The sequence below is a fragment of the Klebsiella sp. BIGb0407 genome, from assembly GCF_024807845.1.
Lineage (GTDB): Bacteria > Pseudomonadota > Gammaproteobacteria > Enterobacterales > Enterobacteriaceae > JGM124.
In genome coordinates this window covers 223686-245092 of sequence record NZ_JANUEQ010000006.1, presented here as the reverse complement: position 1 = coordinate 245092, position 21407 = coordinate 223686, and the positions used below count along the sequence as shown (strand labels likewise).

The window sequence follows — 21407 nt, the reverse complement described above, 5'->3', positions numbered from 1 at the left end:
TAATCCTTGATAACTTGATGAGATTAACAGAAAAAAGCCGGCCGATTGGCCGGCTTCGTCAATTACATCACCAGACGGCGAATATCTGACAGCGTATTGTTGATGATGGTGATAAAGCGCGCACCGTCCGCACCGTCGATAACACGGTGATCGAAGGAGAGCGAAATTGGCATCATCAGACGCGGTACGAACTCTTTACCGTTCCAGACTGGCTCCATAGCTGACTTGGAGACACCGAGAATAGCCACTTCTGGCGCATTCACGATTGGGGCAAAGTGAGTCGTTCCGATACCGCCAAGGCTTGAGATGGTGAAACATCCGCCTTGCATATCGCCTGCGGTCAGTTTACCCGCACGTGCCTTTTTAGACACTTCGATCAGTTCGCGTGACAGTTCAATGATGCCTTTCTTGTTCACATCTTTGAATACTGGCACAACCAGACCGTTTGGCGTATCAACCGCAACACCGATATTGATATATTTCTTCAGCGTCAGCGTCTGAGCATCTGCAGACAGTGAACTGTTAAAGCGTGGCAGCTGCTCAAGCGCCGCGGCAACAGCCTTCATAATGAAGACGACTGGGGTGATTTTCACATCCAGTTTACGCTTTTCAGCTTCAACGTTCTGTTGCTTACGGAACGCTTCCAGATCGGTGATATCGGTTTTGTCGAAGTGCGTAACGTGCGGGATCATCACCCAGTTACGGCTCAGGTTAGCACCAGAGATTTTCTGGATACGACCCAGTTCAACTTCTTCGACTTCACCAAACTTGCTGAAGTCAACTTTCGGCCATGGCAGCATGCCTGGCAGACCGCCACCGGCAGCCGCAGCCGCAGGTGCCGCTTCTGCACGTTTAACCGCGTCTTTCACATAAGCCTGAACGTCTTCACGCAGGATACGGCCTTTACGTCCGGTTCCTTTGACTTTCGCCAGGTTAACACCAAACTCACGCGCCAGACGGCGAATCAGTGGGGTAGCGTGAACGTAAGCGTCGTTTTCAGCAAACTCAGACTTGCCTTCAGCTTTAGCTGCCGGAGCTGCTGGTTTAGCGGCAGCTGGAGCAGGTGCATCAGCAGTCGGTGCTGGAGCCGCAGCAGGCGCTGCGCCTTCCACTTCGAAGACCATGATCAGTGAACCGGTAGACACTTTATCGCCAGCAGCAATTTTGATTTCTTTCACGGTGCCAGCAAACGGAGCCGGAACTTCCATGGAAGCTTTATCGCCTTCAACGGTAATCAGTGACTGTTCGGCAGCAACTTTGTCGCCAACCTTAACCATAATCTCGGTCACTTCGACTTCGTCACCGCCGATATCCGGAACGTTCACGTCTTTAGCACCGGTTGCAGCAGCAGGTGCCGCAGCGGCTGCAGCAGGTGCAGAGGCCGGAGCCGCCGCAGGTGCTGCGCCTTCAACTTCGAAGACCATGATCAGTGAACCGGTAGACACTTTATCGCCAGCGGCAATTTTGATTTCTTTCACGGTGCCAGCAAACGGAGCCGGAACTTCCATGGAAGCTTTGTCGCCTTCAACGGTAAGCAGTGACTGCTCAGCAGCAACTTTGTCGCCGACTTTAACCATGATTTCGGTAACTTCAACTTCATCACCACCGATGTCTGGCACAGTCACTTCTTTTGCTGCACTTGCAGCAGCCGGTGCTGCTGGTGCTTTGCTCTCTTCAGCCTTCGCCGGTGCAGCAGCTGCTGCACCTTCGGCGGATTCGAAAATCATAATCAGTTTGCCAGTCTCAGTTTTCTCACCAACAGAGATTTTGATCTCTTTGACGATCCCTGCCTGTGGAGACGGGACTTCCATAGAGGCTTTGTCGCCTTCTACGGTAATAAGCGATTGTTCAGCTTCAACTTTATCGCCCACTTTGACCAGAATTTCGGTGATTTCAACTTCATCAGAACCGATGTCTGGTACTTTGATTTCGATAGCCATTGTCTATTTACCTCTTACGCCAGACGTGGGTTTACTTTATCTGCATCGATATTAAATTTCTTGATAGCGTCAGCTACCACTTGCGTATCGATCTCACCACGTTTAGCCAGTTCACCCAGTGCCGCAACAACCACATAAGAAGCATCAACTTCAAAGTGGTGACGCAGATTTTCACGGCTATCAGAACGACCGAAACCATCGGTACCCAGAACGCGATAGTCGCTGGCTGGGATGAAGTTACGGATTTGTTCTGCGAACAATTTCATATAGTCGGTGGAAGCAACAGCAGGCGCTTCACTCAGAATCTGAGCAACGTAAGGTACACGTGGCTCTTCGGTTGGATGCAGCATGTTCCAGCGCTCACAATCCTGGCCATCACGTGCCAGTTCAGTGAAGGAAGTTACGCTGAAGACATCAGAACCTACACCGTAGTCATTTGCCAGAATCTGTGCTGCTTCACGAACGTGACGCAGGATAGAACCTGAACCTAACAGCTGAACTTTACCTTTGCTACCTTCCAGAGTTTCGAGTTTGTAGATACCTTTACGGATACCTTCCTCGGCACCTGCTGGCATAGCCGGCATGTGGTAGTTTTCGTTCAGAGTCGTGATGTAGTAGTAAATGTTCTCTTGTTTCTCACCATACATACGCTCCAGACCGTCATGCATAATGACAGCCACTTCATAAGCGTAAGAAGGGTCATAAGAGATACAGTTAGGAATAGTCAGTGACTGAATATGGCTGTGGCCATCTTCGTGCTGCAGACCTTCACCGTTCAGAGTCGTACGACCTGAAGTACCCCCTACCAGGAAGCCACGCGCCTGCTGGTCACCTGCTGCCCAGCACAGGTCGCCAATACGCTGGAAACCGAACATGGAGTAGTAGATGTAGAATGGAATCATTGGCAAGTTGTTGGTGCTGTAAGAAGTCGCAGCAGCAAGCCATGAAGAACCGGCACCCAGTTCGTTGATCCCTTCTTGCAGAATCTGACCTTTTTCGTCTTCTTTGTAGTAAGCAACCTGCTCACGGTCCTGCGGAGTATATTGCTGGCCGTTCGGGCTGTAGATACCGATCTGACGGAACAGACCTTCCATACCAAAGGTACGCGCTTCATCGGCAATGATTGGCACGAGGCGATCTTTGATACCGCTCTTCAGCATGACGTTCAGGGCACGAACGAAAGCGATGGTGGTAGAGATTTCTTTGTTCTGCTCTTCAAGAAGCGGCTGGAAATCTTCCAGTTTAGGCAGATCCAGTTTCTCGGTGAACTTTGGCATACGCGTCGGCAGGTAGCCGTTCAGCTTCTGACGCTGAGCGTGCAGATAGGTATGCTCTTCGCTGCCTTCAGCAAATTTAATATAAGGCAGGTTTGGCAAGTCTTCATCGGATACTGGCACATTGAAACGATCACGGATATAGCGTGCGCCATCCATGTTCACTTTCTTCACCTGGTGAGCGATGTTCTTACCTTCTGCGGTTTCACCCATGCCGTAACCTTTGATGGTATGGGCCAGGATAACAGTCGCTTTACCTTTGGTATCTTGTGCTTTTTTGAACGCAGCGTAGATTTTCTTAGGATCATGACCACCACGGTTCAGAGCCCAGATCTGATCATCACTCCAGTCAGCAACCAGAGCAGCAGTTTCTGCGTATTTACCGAAGAAGTGCTCACGAACATAAGCGCCGTTTTTAGATTTAAAGGTCTGGTAGTCACCGTCAACGGTTTCGTTCATCAGCTGAACAAGTTTACCGGAGGTGTCTTTACGCAGCAGTTCGTCCCAACGGGCGCCCCACATAACCTTAATCACGTTCCAGCCAGCACCTTCAAAGATACCTTGCAGTTCGTTGATAATTTTGCCATTACCTGTAACCGGGCCATCAAGGCGCTGTAAGTTACAGTTAATGATGAAGACCAGATTATCCAGTTTTTCACGGGTTGCGATAGTAATCGCACCTTTGGATTCTGGTTCATCCATCTCACCGTCGCCCAGGAAGGCATAAACGGTTTGCTTAGACGTATCTTTAAGACCACGGTGCTCAAGATATTTCAGGAACTTAGCCTGATAGATAGCACCGATTGGACCCAGACCCATAGATACGGTCGGGAACTGCCAGAATTCTGGCATCAATTTCGGGTGCGGATAAGAAGACAGACCGTTACCGTGAACTTCCTGACGGAAGTTATTCATCTGATCTTCGCTCAAGCGACCTTCAAGGAAGGCACGAGCATAAACGCCCGGAGAGATGTGGCCCTGGAAGTAAACCAAGTCACCGCCATCAGCCTCAGTGCGTGCACGGAAGAAGTGGTTGAAGCACACTTCATAGATTGTTGCTGAAGACTGGAATGATGACATATGGCCGCCCAGATCGAGGTCTTTTTTAGACGCACGCAGTACGGTCATAATGGCGTTCCAGCGGATAGCAGAACGAATACGACGTTCCAGTTCCAGATTGCCCGGATATTCCGGCTCATCTTCAACAGCTATCGTGTTTACATAGTTGCTGGTACCTGCACCAGCCGCTACTTTCACTCCGCCTTTGCGGGCTTCAGATAACAGTTGGTCAATGAGATACTGAGCACGCTCAACACCTTCTTCACGGATGACCGATTCGATCGCCTGGAGCCAGTCGCGAGTTTCGATCGGATCCACGTCATTGGGTAAACGTTCTGACATGGGGGGTATTCCTTATCTGTGTTTAAAGTTGATTATCTGGAACCTGTCTTATTGCACTTTTGTGGAAAAATCCAATAAGACAGGTTCTACCTTTCATTACCGCGCGCTTATACCCGTCATACTTCAAGCAACTCAAATTATTTTGGGTATGTATAACGCTTAATCCTTGCGTTGCTGGAAGAGACGAAGCGAGCGTTCACGACGGCTTTGCTCACGACTACGTTCCAACAATATTTCCTCAATAAAAGCCAGGTGACGATGCGAGGCTTCTCGAGCCTGTTCGGGCTGGCGAGCCATAATCGCCGCAAAAATGCTGGCGCGATGGCTACTCACCTGCCCCAGCACTTCGCTACGGGCATAGAGTAATTCAAAATTTTGGCGAACGTTTTGCTCAAGCATCGGTTCCATACAGCGTAACAGATGAAGCAGAACAACATTATGTGAAGCTTCAGTGACAGCAATTTGATACTGCATTACTGCGTCAGACTCGGCATCACTGTCGCCAGACTCTTGAGCGTCTTTAATAGCGGTATGGCAATGACTGATGCGCTCAAGGTCTTCATCCGTTCCGCGAAGTGCTGCATAGTATGCAGCAATCCCTTCCAGCGCATGACGAGTTTCAAGCAAGTCAAACTGAGATTCAGGGTGTTCGGAAAGGAGTTCAACCAGCGGATCGCTCAGGCTCTGCCACAAGCTATTTTGTACAAAAGTGCCACCACCCTGGCGACGGAGTAATAACCCCTTCGCTTCAAGACCCTGAATCGCCTCACGCAATGAGGGACGTGAAACATCAAATTGCTTTGCAAGCTCGCGCTCAGGAAGCAGCTTTTCACCAGGGCGCAAGGTCCCCTCGAGGATGAGAGACTCTAACTGCTGCTCAATCGCATCGGATAATTTCGGTTGGCGGATTTTGCTGTAGGCCATCGTACCCTATCTTTGCCGGTAGCTCAGAGTTAATTGGTAAGACCAATTATCAGTTCTTAGGGCTAAAAGTAACAAAGTATTCACCTTCTGTCCATAAAGGTTTTGCCAGAAAACATTAACCCGAGCACATTTTCCTAACCTTACAGAAAGAACGTTTCAAATTGATAAACAGGTATTAACATTGTGGCTGTCGCTAAAATGAGCGAGTAACCCTCTTCGGTAATCATCAGACCCTCTGCAATTAAAATCGTTTCATATTAATTCACTGCTTATTGTTCATTTTTAAGACTCTTTGTGCTGGCATTATTGTCGTTCATCTCTCATTTCATTCATTTTTCCTATTATTACCCCCTATAAAGCAGGTGCAAACGCTGGCGATTATCACTATTCTTTGCTGAGCGGAAGTCATACCCGCAAAATAACAAAAACCATAAGTGTAAATATAAATTTACATACTACGGGATAATACAACAACACCAGCGCCTATCTCTGTACAGTATAACGGGCAGATACGGCGCAGATATTTTTACGGGGTTCTATGATGGAAAGTCTGCAGCAAGACGACCAGCTGAAGCGCGGCCTCAAAAACCGCCATATTCAGCTCATCGCGCTGGGTGGAGCTATCGGTACCGGGTTATTTTTGGGTAGCGCATCCGTTATTCAGTCTGCAGGTCCGGGAATTATTCTGGGTTATGCGATTGCAGGGTTTATTGCATTTTTAATCATGCGCCAATTAGGTGAGATGGTCGTTGAAGAACCGGTAGCAGGTTCATTCAGCCACTTTGCCTATAAATACTGGGGACCTTTCGCCGGTTTTGCTTCCGGCTGGAACTACTGGGTATTGTATGTTCTGGTCGCCATGGCCGAACTAACTGCGGTAGGGAAATATATTCAGTTCTGGTGGCCGGAGATCCCAACCTGGGTTTCCGCTGCTGCCTTCTTCGTGATTATCAACCTTATCAACCTGAATAACGTCAAAGTATTCGGTGAGATGGAGTTCTGGTTTGCCATCATTAAAGTCGTGGCGGTTATTGCGATGATTCTGTTTGGCGGCTGGTTGCTGTTCAGTGGTAATGGCGGCCCACAGGCCTCCGTCAGTAACCTCTGGGATCAGGGCGGGTTCTTACCTCACGGTATGACCGGGCTGGTCATGATGATGGCTATCATTATGTTCTCCTTCGGCGGGCTTGAGCTGGTAGGTATTACTGCAGCAGAAGCCGATAATCCGGAAAAGAGTATTCCTAAAGCCACCAATCAGGTTATCTACCGTATTCTGATTTTCTATATTGGCTCTCTGACTATCTTACTGTCGCTGATGCCGTGGACCCGTGTAACCTCCGAAGTCAGCCCGTTTGTGTTTATTTTCCATGAACTAGGCGATAGTTTTGTGGCGAATGCGCTGAACATCGTGGTACTGACTGCGGCACTTTCTGTCTATAACAGCTGCGTTTACTGTAATAGCCGTATGCTGTTTGGTCTGGCGCAGCAGGGCAATGCACCGAAGTTCCTGAAAAAAGTCGATAAGCGTGGCGTGCCAATTAATACCCTGCTGACTTCCGCGGCCTTTACCGCTCTGTGCGTGCTGATCAACTACCTGGCACCGGACTCGGCATTCGGCCTGCTGATGGCACTGGTGGTGTCAGCCCTGGTCATTAACTGGGCGATGATAAGCCTCGCGCACATTAAGTTCCGCCGTGCGATGCAGCAGAAAGGCGTTGTCACCCGCTTCCAGGCATTATTCTATCCTTGGGGTAACTGGCTCTGCCTGGTGTTTATGGCCGCAGTACTGGTCATTATGCTGATGACACCTGGAATGGCGATTTCTGTCTGGCTGATCCCGGTGTGGATTGCCGTTCTGGCGGTAGGCTACTTGATTAAAGAGAAGAAACGTAAGGCTGCATAAGTCTGCACTAAAAACCAGGAAGGAGACCCCTTCCTGGTTAATCATTATCAGATCAATGTCCCGTAAATCGTCAGTAACGATACCACGACAATAATCACCAGCGAGGCTTTCTTCGCCATGGAAACCGCAGCTTTAGGGGTTTTAATGCTATCAAAGTGCGGTTCACGCGCTAACGAATATTGAGCCAGCTCCGTCAACACCTGATACTGGGATGTATGGCGATCGGTCAGTGAAGCAAACCAGGCAGGAAGCGCCTTCTCCCCATGCCCTAACAGCGCATAAACAACGCCAATCAGCCGAACCGGCACCCAGTCCACCACATGCAGAATCACCTCAATCCCGGAGCGTAAACGCTCGTGCGGGGAATGATAGCGTACTAGCCAGGTTTGCCATGCGCGCAGAAAAGCATAACCGGCCAGGAACACTGGTCCGCATAAGCCACCGATAACTAACCAGAATAGCGGTGCCAGATAGAAGCGGAAGTTAATCCATATCAGCGCATTCTGTAATTCCTGTAAATACTCTCTTTCACTGCATTCTGGCTGAATGCCGTGAATAAGCGTTAGCTCACTCGCCATCGCCTGCCTGGCATTAGCATCGTCATGATGCGCCGCTTTAAGATAGGCATGATAGTGTAAACGTACCTCTCCAGCACCGATACACAACACGCCCAGCGCAACCCAAAAGACCAGTAACGGAAGATTAAACAGCACGCCCTCCAAGGTTTCCATTACCAGGAAGACCACCAGCATACAAAGCGCTGTCATCACCAGCGTTCCTGCCAGAGAAAAATGAGTGATGCGTTTAAACAGGACACTCAGCCGACTATCAAACTGCCAGTGTTCGCCGGTTTTAAAAAACCGTTCACAAATAAATACCAGCAACAGAGTAAAGAGTGTCATTGGCTGTCCTTATTTATTATCTGGCCGACATGCTGATGGAAATAGCGCCAGTCAAATGCCGGTCCGGGATCGGTTTTACGTATTGGGGCAATATCGCTGTGCCCCGTCATATGTTGTGCTATCTGGGGATACTGTTCTATCAATAATGCAGTCAGCTGTGCAAGCTGCTGATACTGCGCCTCGGTATAGGCCAGAGTATCTGTCCCTTCCAGCTCGATACCAATAGAAAAATCATTACAGCGTTCCCGCCCCTGATATTGAGAGACGCCAGCATGCCATGCCCGTTTATCAAACGGAACATATTGAATAATCTCACCATCCCGACGAATAAGGCAATGCGCAGAAACACGTAACTGGGCAATTCCGGCAAAATAGGGGTGGGCTTGTGGATCAAGAGTTCCGGTAAACAGAGCGTCAATAAACGGACCACCAAACTCTCCCGGCGGCAAACTGATATTGTGCACGATCAGCAATGATGGCTTTTCTTCCTCCGGACGTTCGTCACAATGTGGGGAGGGGACGTGTTTAACATCCGACAACCAACCGTCTTTCAGGTGCATCCGAGGCTCTCCTTTGAGTGGTACTTGATATCGCTTCAGAGTAGCATGAAACATTAATCACTTATTCATTTGGAGTTTTATCATGCCGCCGCGTATTTATAATCCCGACCACAGACGTGACGAGCTTCTTGAACGTATGAGTCTTGATATTCCCAGAGCTGTTTCACAAGCCTTGTGTGAAGACTTAGGCGAAGATGCCTCCCCAGATAATGATATCTCTGCTCAGTTATTACCTGCCGACAGTCGCTCTCATGCGGTGATTATTACACGTGAAGATGGCATTTTTTGCGGTAAACGCTGGGTTGAAGAAGTATTCATCCAGTTAGATAAAAGCGTCAAAATTACCTGGCATGTGGAAGATGGTGATGAAATTACCGCTAACCAGCCGTTGTTTGAACTGGAAGGTTCAGCGCGCATTTTATTAACCGGTGAACGTACCGCCCTGAACTTTGTACAGACTCTCTCCGGTGTCGCCAGCGAAGTCCGCACTTACGTTAAACTACTCGAAGGCACGAAAACGCGCCTGCTGGATACCCGGAAAACTCTGCCTGGGTTACGTACTGCCTTAAAATATGCCGTACTTTGCGGCGGCGGCAGCAACCATCGCCTGGGCTTATCCGATGCTTTTCTGATTAAAGAAAACCATATTATTGCTTCAGGCTCAGTGCGTCAGGCAGTAGAAAAAGCCTTCTGGCTGCATCCGGATGTGCCGGTCGAAGTGGAAGTTGAGTCGTTGGAAGAGTTTACCGAAGCCCTGAATGCAGGTGCTGATATCATTATGCTCGACAACTTCGATGAAGAGCAGATGCGCAAAGCGGTTGAAATGGCCCAGGGAAAAACGCGCCTCGAAGTCTCTGGAAATGTCACCAAAGAGACCATCGGTAGCCTGGCTCAGATTGGCGTTGACTATATCTCGGTCGGCGCACTGACCAAACATGTTCGCGCCCTCGACCTGTCGATGCGCTTTAAATAAGTACACTGACAGGGCGAGGTTAAACTCGCCCTGTTGTGCTGTTATCGCTGCTGCTTCCACTTTCATTGTCATCCTCTGCAACCCTCCCCGCTTTTCCTGAAGCACACTCCCTGTTTGATTTTTTGCTGGCTGGTTATCGTAAGTTGTGCCTGTCACTCTGGGATTAATACATCACCCGGAGCAGGCTATGCATAACCAGAAAGGATTCACCTTAATTGAACTGATGGTGGTTATCGCCATCATCGCCATCCTCAGTGCCATCGGTATTCCCGCCTATCAGGGCTATATCAGTAAAGCGGCGCTGACCGATATGCTGCAAACCTTTGGTCACCAGCGTAATCATATCGAACTATGTGGATTAACCCAGGGTGGCCTGGAAAACTGTAATAGTGGCAGCCATGATATCCCTCTCCCTTATACGACACGTTATATCGGTGAAATGAATATCACTCGTGGGGTAGTAGCTTTAGCCGGGCGGGAAACGCTTCAAGGGTTGATTGTGGTACTCACTCCACAGTGGAATGCCAGTGAAGGCACAATACGCTGGACACGCGAGTGTCGTGCACCTCAGAACAGTAAACTGCTTCATTCCTGTGAAGACGTTTTCCATTTTGATAATGATGGCGCAATGTAATGACGACGTCACAACAAATAGGCTCCATTTGTCAGCAATATAATGCGCTACTGATAGAAGAGACAGACCAGGCTTTACGTATTGCATCGTCGAAGCCACCAGCAGAACAGATGCTCTCTGCATTAAGTTTTATCTGCGATAAGCCGATTCAACTAGAGACCTGGCCCGTTCAACGGATAGCGCTATGGCAGGCTCTCTATGCTCTGTCAGCCAGCAAAGAGGTATCAGGCAATTCCCTCGCCGAGCTATTAAATGAAGTATTGAGCACCGCCATTCAGCAGCGCGCCTCAGATATCCATTTTGAACCCGGTCAGACGACTTATCGCATTCGCTTGCGCATTGATGGCGTACTGCATGCTCAGCCCTTACTGCCCGGCTCGATTGCCGCTCAACTCACCGCCAGGCTTAAAGTTCTGGCCAGTCTCGATATTGCAGAAAAACGCCTGCCCCAGGATGGACAGATGGATTATCAGGATGGAGAGCATCAGGCTTCATTTCGGGTTTCCACCCTGCCTTGTCGTTACGGTGAAAAACTGGTGTTACGCCTGCAACAGCAAACCAGCCACTGTTTTGATATTGATACGCTGGGTATGCCTGCTGAAGAGTCGTTACGTTTTCACCGCGCTCTCGCTTCTCCACAAGGGCTGATACTGATAACCGGCCCAACAGGCAGCGGTAAAACACTTTCACTCTATAGCGCCCTGACCCGATTAAATCAGGTTCATCGTAATATTTGTACGGTTGAAGATCCTATTGAGATCCCGTTAAGCGGCTTAAATCAAACCCAACTCCATACTAAAGCAGGCCTGACCTATAGCACGCTTTTGCGCGCACTGTTACGCCAGGATCCTGATGTGATAATGATCGGCGAAATTCGTGACAGTGAAACGGCCGATATCGCCATTAAAGCCTCTCAAACCGGGCATCTGGTTCTGTCAACGCTGCATACCCACTCCACCATTGGAACCTTAATGCGCCTGGAACAACTCAATATTCCACGTGATGTCCTGACCTCAAGTTTGCGGCTGATAGTCACTCAGCGCCTGGTAAGAAAACTTTGCCTGCATTGCCGCCAGCCGCCGCAAAACTCGCCTGAACAGCCATTATCAGCAGCCTACTGGCAAGCTACAGGCTGCAACCACTGTTACAGCGGCTATTACGGGCGTACCGCACTTTTTGAAGTGCTCCCTGTCTCTGAAACGCTGGGAGGCCTTATCAACCAGGGCCAGAATGCAACTGAACTGGAAGATATCGCCAGGCAATCGGGAATGACGACGCTGTTCGAAAATGGCTGTCGCGCCGCGGCTCAAGGAATAACCAGCCTGGATGAGGTTTATCGCGTTCTGGGCCACCATGATGGCTGATATTCATCTCTGGAACTGGAAAGCGATTGATAGCCAGGGCGCACTCAAACGGGGTGTAATGTTAATTAACGGAAAATCCACTCTGACGCAGCAGCTGGCGGAACAGCAGTTATTGTTAGTCTCGGCCAGAAGGCGCTGGGGAATATCGCTGTTTCGTTCCGCAATGCCCGATAAGATTGAATTCATAAAACAAATAGCCGTGTTACTCAAAGCGGGTATCACCCTGACAGATACCTTAACGCTAATAGCCGAACAGCATCCCAAACCGGAGTGGTCTGCCCTGCTACAAAATATTAAAAGTCAGGTCACTAAAGGCATACCCTTTGCAGAAGCATTACAAGCCTGGCCGCGAATCTTTCCGCCTCTCTTTATCGCCCTGCTCCATACCGGCGAACTCACGGGTAAACTTGCAGAGTGCTGCCAGCACCTCGCGATACAACAAGAACAGCTTTATCAGCTACAAAAGAAAGTGCATAAGGCTCTGCGTTATCCACTCTTTATTCTGCTTATCGCCTCAATGGTGACTGTCGGTATGCTGGGTTTTGTATTGCCGGAGTTTGCACAGATCTATCAGTCATTTAATGCTCCACTTCCCACGCTGACCCGAACAATTATTACGGGTGCTGAATGGCTCACACAGTGGGCTTTACCTGGCGGACCTCTGCTAATATTGCTGGGAGTGATGATAATGTTTGTCCGTAAGCACAAGCCAGAATGGCAAATACAGGAGCAGCGAGTGTTACTGACTCTTCCGCTTATTGCCCCTCTCTGGCGTGGTCAGATCCTGAGCCAGATATTTACCGTTCTGGCACTGACTCAGCAAGCCGGTATTCCGCTATTACAAGGGTTGTCAGCAGCAGGTAACACCCTGTCACAACGACTCTGGCATCAGCAGATTAACAATATCAGAGGTGAAATCGCCGTGGGAACGCCTTTCTGGCAGGCACTAGGGACAACAGTCTGTTTTACACCCTTATGCCGGCAATTGATTCGGGTTGGTGAAGAGTCCGGATCACTGGATTTAATGCTGGAACGCCTGGCAAACTGGCATACTCAGCAAGCCGAGGAACAGGCTGAGAACCTCACCGCACGGCTCGAACCTTTGATGATAGTGATTATTGGCGCAATTATTGGCGTACTGGTGATTGCCATGTATCTGCCCATTTTTAACCTGGGCGAGGTGATGGGATAACATAGCGCAGCAAAGCTGCGCCATTATTATTGCCGATTAGAGGCTATTAAATACGCGGTTTTCTTGCTCTGCAACGCGGATAAAGGTAGTACGTTTAGTCAGCTCTTTCAGACGAGAGGCACCCACATAGGTACAGGCTGAACGCAGGCCGCCGAGGATATCACGCGCGGTGTTTTCTACCGGCCCACGTAATGGCAGCTTCACGGTTTTACCTTCGGCTGCACGGTACTGGGCGACACCACCAACATGACGGGTCATCGCAGACTCTGAACTCATACCGTAGAACAGCATGAATTTTTCACCGTTTTCTTCAACAACCGTGCCACCACTTTCCTCGTGACCCGCCAGCATTCCACCGAGCATCACAAAGTCAGCGCCGCCGCCAAAGGCTTTTGCGACATCACCAGGTACGCTACAACCACCGTCACTGACAATCTGTCCGCCCAGACCATGTGCCGCATCGGCACATTCAATCACGGCAGAAAGTTGTGGATAGCCAACGCCGGTTTTCACACGAGTAGTACAAACTGAACCCGGGCCAATACCGACTTTAACGATATCTGCGCCACACAGGATCAGCTCTTCACACATTTCACCGGTCACCACGTTTCCGGCACAAATGACTTTATCTGGCCAGGCATCACGAGCCTTGCTGAGAAACTGGGTAAAATGTTCAGAATAACCATTAGCTACATCGATGCAGATAAATTTCAGCATCGGCGTCAGCGCCAGAATTTGCTTCGTTTTCGCAAAATCAGCGTCAGAAGTGCCGGTAGAAACCATGACAAATTTCAGCTGTTCTTCAGAAGATGACTGAACAAATTTCTGCCATTGTTCAACAGTATAGTGTTTGTGAACGGCAGTGAGGATATCGAAAGAAGCCAGAGCATGGGCCATTTCAAAGGTGCCAACCGTATCCATATTCGCAGCGATAATCGGTACACCAGACCAGGATAAACCTGAATGCTTGAAGGTGAATTGACGTTCGAGTTCAACGTCAGAGCGACTCTTCAGAGTAGAACGTTTCGGGCGGATAAGAACATCTTTAAAACCTAACTTCAAATCTTCTTCAATACGCATGTTACGAATTCCTGGGTCGAATGGCTGTGAACAGATAAAATACAAAAGGCGAAACAACCGCCAACTCCAGTGAAGCTATCATACGCACTAATAATGGCTTCGCAAGACTGCGAAAATACTCTTTTTTGCGTTACAATCGTTCAAATTTACCTGAGAAACGGTAATCGCACTCTGCAACATAATTTAGCAGGTCGCTATATGCTGTCTGTGAATAGTTAGCATAACGAATAATTTATATATCCCATTGAAAATAAAATATATCTGGATGGTTCAATGAAATATACGGTCGCTCTTACGGGAGGAATTGGCAGCGGCAAAAGTACTGTTGCCGACGCATTTTCCCGCGTAGGTATAACCGTTGTTGATGCTGATATCATTGCACGGGAGGTTGTTGAGCCCGGTCAGCCTGCTTTAGATCTCATATCTCAACATTTTGGTCCCGAAATTTTATTGTCAGATGGGGGGCTTAATCGTCGCGCACTGCGTGAGAGGATCTTCAATTTCCCCGAAGATAAATACTGGATCAATGCGCTTCTTCACCCATTGATCCATCAGCGAACACGCTATCTTATTGAACAGGCAACATCACCCTATGTCTTGTGGGTCGTCCCCTTATTGGTGGAAAATAGTCTTCAGGACAAAGCAGACCGCGTGCTGGTGGTCGATGTTTCTGTAGAATGTCAGATACAGCGCACGATGCAGCGGGACCAAATTTCCCGCACCCAGGCTGAAAAAATTCTGGCTGCACAAGCAAGTCGTGAACAGCGTCTCGCCATTGCTGATGATGTGATTAATAATGATGGCAGTCCTGAGGCAATCGAACAACCGGTTGAGAGTTTACACCGTCAGTATCTGATGCTGGCCACCAGAGCCGCACAACAGGAAAGAGAATAATGAGTACTGAGGTTCTTTTTGAACACCCGTTAAATGAAAAGATGCGTACTTGGTTACGTATCGAATTTCTTATACAGCAACTTAATACCGTATTACCCGTGAATGACACCGCCCGAGCACTCTATTTCTTTCGTAATATCGGTGAGTTACTAGATGTTTTCGAACGCGGAGAAATGCGTACCGAGATCCTGAAAGAGCTGGGCAGACAACAGCGGAAACTTCTGAGCTGGTCAGAAGTACCGGGCGTCGATGAACAACGTATTGCAACATTACGCAAACAGCTGGAAAGTTGTTCTACAGTGCTAATGTCAGCGCCACGTATCGGTCAGCAATTAAGAGAAGACCGCCTGATTGCTCTGGTTCGTCAGCGTCTGAACATCCCTGGTGGCTGTTGCAGCTTTGACCTGCCAACCCTGCATCTCTGGCTTCATTTGCCACAAGAGAGTCGTGACAATCAGGTCTCACAGTGGCTTGCCAGCCTCAACCCGATACAACAGGCGCTGGATTTAATTCTCGATATTATTCGTAATTCAGTACCCTATCGTAAACAAACGAGCTTAAATGGTTTTTATCAGAACAACAGTGACGAGGCAGATTTACTGCGCCTGAAGCTTGATACCAGTGAGCCTATTTATCCGCAAATCTCAGGGCATAAAAATCGTTTTGCGATTCGTTTTATGCCGGTTGATGCTGAAAATGGCATCATCCCGGAACGCCTGGATTTTGAGTTAGCTTGCTGTTAAGGAGTCAATATGAGCCAAGATGAAACCCCTGTAGTCAATTGCCCCAGCTGTGGCAAAAGCGTTATCTGGAATGAGAGCAGCCCATATCGCCCATTTTGCAGAAAGCGCTGCCAGTTGATTGATTTAGGAGAGTGGGCTGCCGAAGAAAAAGTAATTCAGGGCAGCCAGTTATATTCCGATCATGATGAATGGAGCGAAGAACCTGGCAGGGATCAATTCTGAGTTAATTTCTCAATAATTAATGCATTAGCTGGCGGAAATTCGTCAGCTAGTAATTCACTCGGTTTAACCCAGCGTCCAGGTTGCCCTTCTTTACCCCAAGGCTCACCTTCCCATTGACTGACCAGAAAGAAAGTCAAAGTAATTTGTCTGTCAGGGAATGCGTATTCTAGTGTTTCAAAATGCTGGAACTCAACTGCATCAATACCCACTTCCTCATGCAGCTCGCGCACCAGCGCCTGTTCAGCCGTTTCTCCCTCCTCCAGCTTACCACCAGGAAATTCCCATTTATTGGCCATATGCATGTCAGGCCCACGCTGAGTGATAAAGATATTGCCCAGCGTGTTTTGGATAATTCCCGCAGCGATGTGTATTTTTTTCATGCTTAACGCCTATTTATAGAGTAACGGATAATACAAGCAGGACATCATAGATGTGACAATGACCTTAACTCTTACCATTTTTATCGGACTCTGTCAGCGGCTAAAGAACGGGGTGGCTGTTTTCTTATCAAGAAAGGTTCGGGATAAAAATTAAAATTCGGTTTGTTTGAACCAGGGCTCTCAAAGCCCCGGCTCTGCAGGAGGATACTTACTCGGTGATGGTCTCAGTGACGGTCTCCCCGACGCTTTTCTTTGCCCAGGTGAACCACACCACTATCAGTAGCGCCAGCCACACCAGTCCGGCGATAAGCGCCATGCGGGTCTCTTCAAACCAGCCAAGCACGACAATCACCAGCCCCATAAACAGCAACGTCAGGATCGGTGCTACCGGCCAGAAGGGTATTGGGAAAGCAATCTGTGCCTTTTCAGCGCTGCTCATGCTGCGGCGCATTGCAAAGTGAGCTAACAGGATCATTATCCATACCCAGAGCGTTGCGAAAGCGGCAAGTGAGGCAATAAGCACAAAAATTCGCTCCGGAATGAGCCAGTTAAGCACCACTGCTGCCAGCAGTGAGCCCCCCATGACTAACACCGTCATCCAGGGCACACCATGATTCGAGATACGCAGACAACTTTTCGGCGCCATCCCCTCTTTCGCCATGCCATACATCATGCGACCTGCGCCAAAAATGTCGCTGTTAATAGCCGAAATGGTTGCACTGATAACAATGATGTTGAGGATATTCGCAGCCGCCGGAATCCCCAGGCCACTAAAAATCAGTACAAACGGACTGCCTTCCTCGCCAATACTGTTCCACGGAAAAATAGCCATCAGTACCGCCAGCGTACAAACGTAAAACAGAACGATGCGTAGCGGGATCGTGTTGATGGCCTGGGGGATAACTTTCTTCGGATCCTGTGCTTCTGCCGCAGTGATACCAATAATTTCGATACCGCCAAAGGCGAACATCACGATCCCGAGCGAAGCTATTACCCCTTCCCAGCCATTAGGCGCAAACCCTCCGTTCTCCCACAGGTTCGAAACTCCTGTAGCCGGGAAATTTTGACCGAAACCGAAGAAGATGATCCCGGCTCCAGCGGCAATCATGGCAATAATTGCCGCCACTTTTAACAGTGACAGCCAGAACTCCATTTCACCGAAGACACGCACGTGGCACAGGTTCATCGCGCCGATAAAGAAGATGATACTCAGTACCCAGGTCCAGCGTGGAACGTCGGGGTACCAGAGCCCCATGTAAATACCAAACGCGGTAACATCGGCGAGGCAGACGATTACCATCTCAAAAATGTAGGTCCAGCCGGTGATAAACCCGGCAAGCGGGCCAAGATAGTGACGGGCATAGCTGCCAAATGAGCCGGGAATAGCGTTGCGAACCGCCATCTCACCCAGCGCACGCATAACGATAAAGACTGCCGCACCGCCGAGGAGATACGCCAGCAGCACGGCAGGCCCGGCGGTCTGGATAGCGGCGGCAGAACCATAGAATAACCCAGTGCCGATGGCGGAACCGAGCGCGATAAAACGAATATGACGGGCGTTAAGCCCGCGCAGCAAACGGGGCTGGTTGTTGTGTTGTTGCATTTTTGATTGTCCTGATTATTGTTTTATGACGACATCAATGCGTGTAGAGCAGCACTGGGGCGGAACCGCTCCCCAGGCTACAGGTACAGAAAAGTGGGTTTTACCAGGCAATACTACAAGGCAGCAGTTTCGTCAGGTGACGTTGTGCCAGCAGAGCAATGGCAGCTTCAATATCGGGGGCGAAATAACGGTCTTTGTCATAATGGGAAACCTGTTCCCGCAACAGCCGACGCGCCTGTTCCAACAGCGGGCTGGTCGTCAGACCTTCACGCATATCCAGTCCCTGGCAGGCTGACAGCCATTCCACGGCTATCACACCGCGGGTGTTGGCAGCCATTTCCCACAAGCGACGCCCGGCAGCGGGTGCCATCGATACATGGTCTTCCTGGTTTGCCGAGGTCGGCAGACTGTCGACGCTGTGTGGGTGCGACAGGGCTTTGTTCTCACTCGCCAGCGCAGCAGCGGTAACCTGGGCAATCATAAAGCCGGAGTTCACCCCACCGTTTTTCACGAGGAACGGCGGCAACTGGGACATGTGGCTATCCATCAGCAGGGCAATGCGGCGTTCTGACAAAGAACCTATTTCGGCAATCGCCAGGGCGAGGTTATCTGCCGCCATGGCAACCGGTTCTGCGTGGAAGTTACCGCCAGAGAGAACCTCGTTCTCGGCGGCAAACACCAGCGGGTTGTCAGAGACCGCGTTAGATTCGGTCAACAGGACTTCTGCGGCATAGCGCAGCTGGGTCAGACAGGCTCCCATCACCTGTGGCTGGCAGCGCAAAGAGTAGGGATCCTGCACTTTGCTACAGTTGTGGTGTGACTGTGAAACGGCGCTGTCATCGGTGAGAACATGGCGATATAGTGCAGCGGCATCAATCTGTCCACGCTGGCCGCGTACTTCATGGATACGGGCGTCAAATGGACGGCGTGAGCCCAGCGCTGCTTCGGTAGTCAAGGCTCCGCAAATCACAGCGGAGGCAAAGAGGTCTTCCGCTTCAAACAGGCCTCGCAGCGCGAAGGCGGTGGAGGCTTGTGTACCGTTAAGCAGCGCCAGGCCCTCTTTTGCCGCCAGTGTCAGTGGCTGCAACCCGGCCTTTTTCAGTGCCTCGCAGGAAGGCAACCACTCGCCCTGCCAGCGGGCCAGGCCTTCGCCGAGTAAGGTCAGCGACATATGCGCCAGCGGGGCCAGATCGCCGGAGGCACCCACGGAGCCTTTTGCCGGGATCCGCGGATAAACCCCGGCGTTAACCATGGCCACCAGCATCTGAATAACCTGCAAACGAATGCCGGAAAAACCACGCGCCAGGCTGTTAATTTTCAGCACCATAATAAGGCGCACCATCGCGTCATCCAACGGTTCACCGACGCCCGCGGCATGAGACAGCACCAGCGAACGCTGCAAATTTTCTAAATCATTATTGTCGATACGGGCCGAAGCCAGCAGACCAAATCCTGTGTTGATTCCGTAAGCGGTACGCCCTGAAGCAATAATGCCGTTGACGCAGGCTACGCTTTCATTGATGGCAGCAAAAGCACTCTCGTCGAGCGCCAGGTGCAATGGATGCTGATATACGTTACGCAGCTGCGTCAGAGTCAGTTTGCCAGGGTTAAGTGTCAAGGTTTTCATGATGAATGATGTCCTTGTGTTGCGGCGACCATAGGAAGATTGAGCTTCTGCTCGGCAGCACAGTCGATGGCAATATCGTACCCGGCATCGGCGTGACGCATCACCCCAGTCGCCGGATCGTTGTGTAGCACGCGGGCAATACGCGCTGCCGCTTCGTCGGTACCGTCACAGACAATAACCATGCCAGAGTGCTGGGAAAAGCCCATTCCTACGCCACCACCGTGGTGCAGGGACACCCAAGTCGCACCGCTCGCGGTATTAAGCAGCGCATTCAGCAGCGGCCAGTCAGAAACCGCGTCAGAGCCATCGCGCATGGCTTCAGTTTCACGGTTGGGGCTGGCCACTGAACCAGAATCCAGGTGGTCGCGACCAATAACAATGGGTGCAGAAACTTCACCTCTGCGTACCATTTCGTTAAACGCCAGGCCAAGTTTCTGACGCCACTCCAGGCCCACCCAGCAGATACGTGCCGGCAGTCCCTGGAAACTAATGCGTTCGCGCGCCATATCCAGCCAGTGGTGCAGATGCTCATCGTCTTTGATAATTTCCTTCACTTTGGCATCCGTTTTATAGATGTCCTCCGGGTCACCTGACAACGCCACCCAGCGGAACGGCCCAATGCCCCGACAGAACAGCGGACGAATATAGGCCGGTACGAAACCCGGGAAATCAAAGGCATTGCTGACGCCCATCTCTTTGGCCATCTGGCGAATATTGTTACCGTAGTCAAAAGTCGGGACACCCTGCTTGCTGAAGGCCAGCATCGCGCTAACGTGCTCTGCCATCGAACGTTTTGCTGCTTCAACCGTACCCTGCGGATCTTCTCCCGCATTGCGCTGATACTCTTCCCACGTCCAGCCTTGTGGCAGGTAGCCGTGCAGCGGATCGTGCGCGCTGGTCTGGTCGGTAACCATATCCGGGCGCACACCACGTTTTACCAGCTCTGGCAGTATATCCGCCGCGTTACCGCATAGGGCGATAGACACGGCTTTGCCTTCTGAGGTGTACTTTTTGATACGCGCCAGCGCATCATCGAGCGAGGTCGCCTGCTCATCCACATAGTGGGTACGCAAACGGAAATCGATACGGCTCTGCTGGCATTCAATATTCAGCGAGCAGGCACCGGCGAGAGTGGCCGCCAGAGGCTGCGCGCCGCCCATGCCACCCAGACCGGCGGTTAATACCCAGCGTCCCTTCAGGCTGCCGTTGTAGTGCTGACGACCGGCTTCAACGAAGGTTTCATAAGTCCCCTGCACAATGCCCTGGCTACCGATGTAGATCCAGCTACCTGCGGTCATCTGGCCGTACATGGCCAGGCCTTTAGCATCAAGCTCGTTGAAATGTTCCCAGGTTGCCCAGTGTGGAACAAGGTTGGAGTTGGCAATCAGCACACGCGGTGCGTTGCTGTGGGTTTTAAATACCCCCACCGGCTTACCGGACTGCACCAGCAGTGTTTCATCATCTTCAAGCTGAGTCAGCGCCTTGACAATAGCGTCATAGCATTCCCAGTTACGTGCCGCACGGCCGATACCACCGTAAACCACCAGCTCATGCGGGTTTTCCGCTACGTCCGGGTCCAGATTGTTCATCAGCATGCGCAATGGAGCTTCGGTCAGCCAGCTTTTGGCCGTGAGTTCTGTACCACGTGGAGCGCGTATATCCTGCCGGCGGAATTTGGTTAGCGACATTGTTGTTTTCTCCTGATGATGACCGGTTAATATGCAATCATATATACTTGCCTATACAACCATGCTCAAGTGCATTTTTAACAAGTCAGATACATTTTTATTA

Annotated in this window: 18 protein-coding genes; 8 read left to right on the top strand and 10 right to left on the bottom strand. The window is 50.3% G+C overall.

Annotated features, from left to right (window positions below; genetic code table 11):
- Nucleotides 1-62 precede the first annotated feature (62 nt).
- The 3 genes from aceF to pdhR all read right to left on the bottom strand — a co-directional run bounded on the left by aceF (nucleotide 63) and on the right by pdhR (nucleotide 5539).
- Entirely contained in the window at nucleotides 63-1940 is a 1878-nt protein-coding gene (gene aceF, locus M2387_RS18325; RefSeq protein ID WP_259051451.1) for a pyruvate dehydrogenase complex dihydrolipoyllysine-residue acetyltransferase, read from the bottom strand.
- Between the two features lie 14 nt (nucleotides 1941-1954).
- Nucleotides 1955-4615 (bottom strand): pyruvate dehydrogenase (acetyl-transferring), homodimeric type, encoded by a 2661-nt coding sequence (gene aceE, locus M2387_RS18320; protein ID WP_259051450.1) that lies wholly within the window; start codon nucleotides 4613-4615, stop codon nucleotides 1955-1957.
- A 159-nt stretch (nucleotides 4616-4774) separates the two neighbouring features.
- Nucleotides 4775-5539: a pyruvate dehydrogenase complex transcriptional repressor PdhR gene (gene pdhR, locus M2387_RS18315; protein WP_259051449.1), complete on the bottom strand. Its 765-nt coding sequence runs from the start codon at nucleotides 5537-5539 to the stop codon at nucleotides 4775-4777.
- A 538-nt stretch (nucleotides 5540-6077) separates the two neighbouring features.
- Here pdhR and aroP point away from each other — a divergent pair.
- Nucleotides 6078-7442, top strand: a complete 1365-nt coding sequence (gene aroP, locus M2387_RS18310; protein ID WP_259051448.1) for an aromatic amino acid transporter AroP — start codon at nucleotides 6078-6080, stop codon at nucleotides 7440-7442.
- A gap of 47 nt (nucleotides 7443-7489) precedes the next feature.
- Here aroP and ampE read toward each other — a convergent pair whose 3' ends face one another.
- Entirely contained in the window at nucleotides 7490-8344 is an 855-nt protein-coding gene (ampE, locus tag M2387_RS18305; RefSeq protein ID WP_259051447.1) for a beta-lactamase regulator AmpE, read from the bottom strand.
- Nucleotides 8341-8904 carry a 1,6-anhydro-N-acetylmuramyl-L-alanine amidase AmpD gene (ampD, locus tag M2387_RS18300; RefSeq protein ID WP_259051446.1) on the bottom strand — a complete coding sequence of 188 codons (564 nt, stop codon included), beginning with the start codon at nucleotides 8902-8904 and terminating at the stop codon, nucleotides 8341-8343. Before ampD ends, ampE begins: the two co-directional genes overlap by 4 nt.
- Before the next feature lie 82 nt (nucleotides 8905-8986).
- Here ampD and nadC point away from each other — a divergent pair, with 82 nt between their 5' ends.
- The 4 genes from nadC to hofC all read left to right on the top strand — a co-directional run bounded on the left by nadC (nucleotide 8987) and on the right by hofC (nucleotide 13067).
- Nucleotides 8987-9877, top strand: coding sequence for a carboxylating nicotinate-nucleotide diphosphorylase (gene nadC, locus M2387_RS18295; protein ID WP_259051445.1), 891 nt, complete (start codon nucleotides 8987-8989; stop codon nucleotides 9875-9877).
- Between the two features lie 187 nt (nucleotides 9878-10064).
- Nucleotides 10065-10511 (top strand): prepilin peptidase-dependent pilin, encoded by a 447-nt coding sequence (gene ppdD / locus M2387_RS18290; RefSeq protein WP_259051444.1) that lies wholly within the window; start codon nucleotides 10065-10067, stop codon nucleotides 10509-10511.
- Nucleotides 10511-11875 (top strand): type II secretion system protein GspE, encoded by a 1365-nt coding sequence (gene gspE / locus M2387_RS18285; RefSeq protein ID WP_259051442.1) that lies wholly within the window; start codon nucleotides 10511-10513, stop codon nucleotides 11873-11875. Before ppdD ends, gspE begins: the two co-directional genes overlap by 1 nt.
- Nucleotides 11838-13067: a protein transport protein HofC gene (gene hofC / locus M2387_RS18280; RefSeq protein ID WP_259051440.1), complete on the top strand. Its 1230-nt coding sequence runs from the start codon at nucleotides 11838-11840 to the stop codon at nucleotides 13065-13067. The genes gspE and hofC overlap by 38 nt, the downstream gene beginning before the upstream one ends.
- Nucleotides 13068-13103: 36 nt before the next feature.
- Here hofC and M2387_RS18275 read toward each other — a convergent pair whose 3' ends face one another.
- Entirely contained in the window at nucleotides 13104-14147 is a 1044-nt protein-coding gene (locus tag M2387_RS18275; RefSeq protein ID WP_259051438.1) for a GMP reductase, read from the bottom strand.
- 273 nt (nucleotides 14148-14420) lie between these two features.
- Between M2387_RS18275 and coaE the strand changes: the two genes are divergently transcribed.
- The 3 genes from coaE to yacG are packed head-to-tail and all read left to right on the top strand — an operon-like array spanning nucleotide 14421 to nucleotide 16006.
- Nucleotides 14421-15041 carry a dephospho-CoA kinase gene (coaE, locus tag M2387_RS18270; RefSeq protein ID WP_259051436.1) on the top strand — a complete coding sequence of 207 codons (621 nt, stop codon included), beginning with the start codon at nucleotides 14421-14423 and terminating at the stop codon, nucleotides 15039-15041.
- Nucleotides 15041-15784 carry a cell division protein ZapD gene (zapD, locus tag M2387_RS18265; protein ID WP_259051434.1) on the top strand — a complete coding sequence of 248 codons (744 nt, stop codon included), beginning with the start codon at nucleotides 15041-15043 and terminating at the stop codon, nucleotides 15782-15784. The genes coaE and zapD overlap by 1 nt, the downstream gene beginning before the upstream one ends.
- Before the next feature lie 9 nt (nucleotides 15785-15793).
- Nucleotides 15794-16006, top strand: coding sequence for a DNA gyrase inhibitor YacG (gene yacG / locus M2387_RS18260; protein WP_259051432.1), 213 nt, complete (start codon nucleotides 15794-15796; stop codon nucleotides 16004-16006).
- Here yacG and mutT read toward each other — a convergent pair.
- The 4 genes from mutT to hutU form a co-directional block, all read right to left on the bottom strand.
- Nucleotides 15997-16386, bottom strand: coding sequence for an 8-oxo-dGTP diphosphatase MutT (gene mutT, locus M2387_RS18255; RefSeq protein ID WP_259051430.1), 390 nt, complete (start codon nucleotides 16384-16386; stop codon nucleotides 15997-15999). The two genes, yacG and mutT, sit on opposite strands and share 10 nt — an antisense overlap.
- A 208-nt stretch (nucleotides 16387-16594) precedes the next feature.
- Nucleotides 16595-17989 carry an amino acid permease gene (locus tag M2387_RS18250; protein WP_259051427.1) on the bottom strand — a complete coding sequence of 465 codons (1395 nt, stop codon included), beginning with the start codon at nucleotides 17987-17989 and terminating at the stop codon, nucleotides 16595-16597.
- A gap of 100 nt (nucleotides 17990-18089) precedes the next feature.
- Nucleotides 18090-19616: a histidine ammonia-lyase gene (hutH, locus tag M2387_RS18245; RefSeq protein WP_259051424.1), complete on the bottom strand. Its 1527-nt coding sequence runs from the start codon at nucleotides 19614-19616 to the stop codon at nucleotides 18090-18092.
- Nucleotides 19613-21304 (bottom strand): urocanate hydratase, encoded by a 1692-nt coding sequence (hutU, locus tag M2387_RS18240; RefSeq protein ID WP_259051422.1) that lies wholly within the window; start codon nucleotides 21302-21304, stop codon nucleotides 19613-19615. Before hutU ends, hutH begins: the two co-directional genes overlap by 4 nt.
- Nucleotides 21305-21407 lie beyond the last annotated feature (103 nt).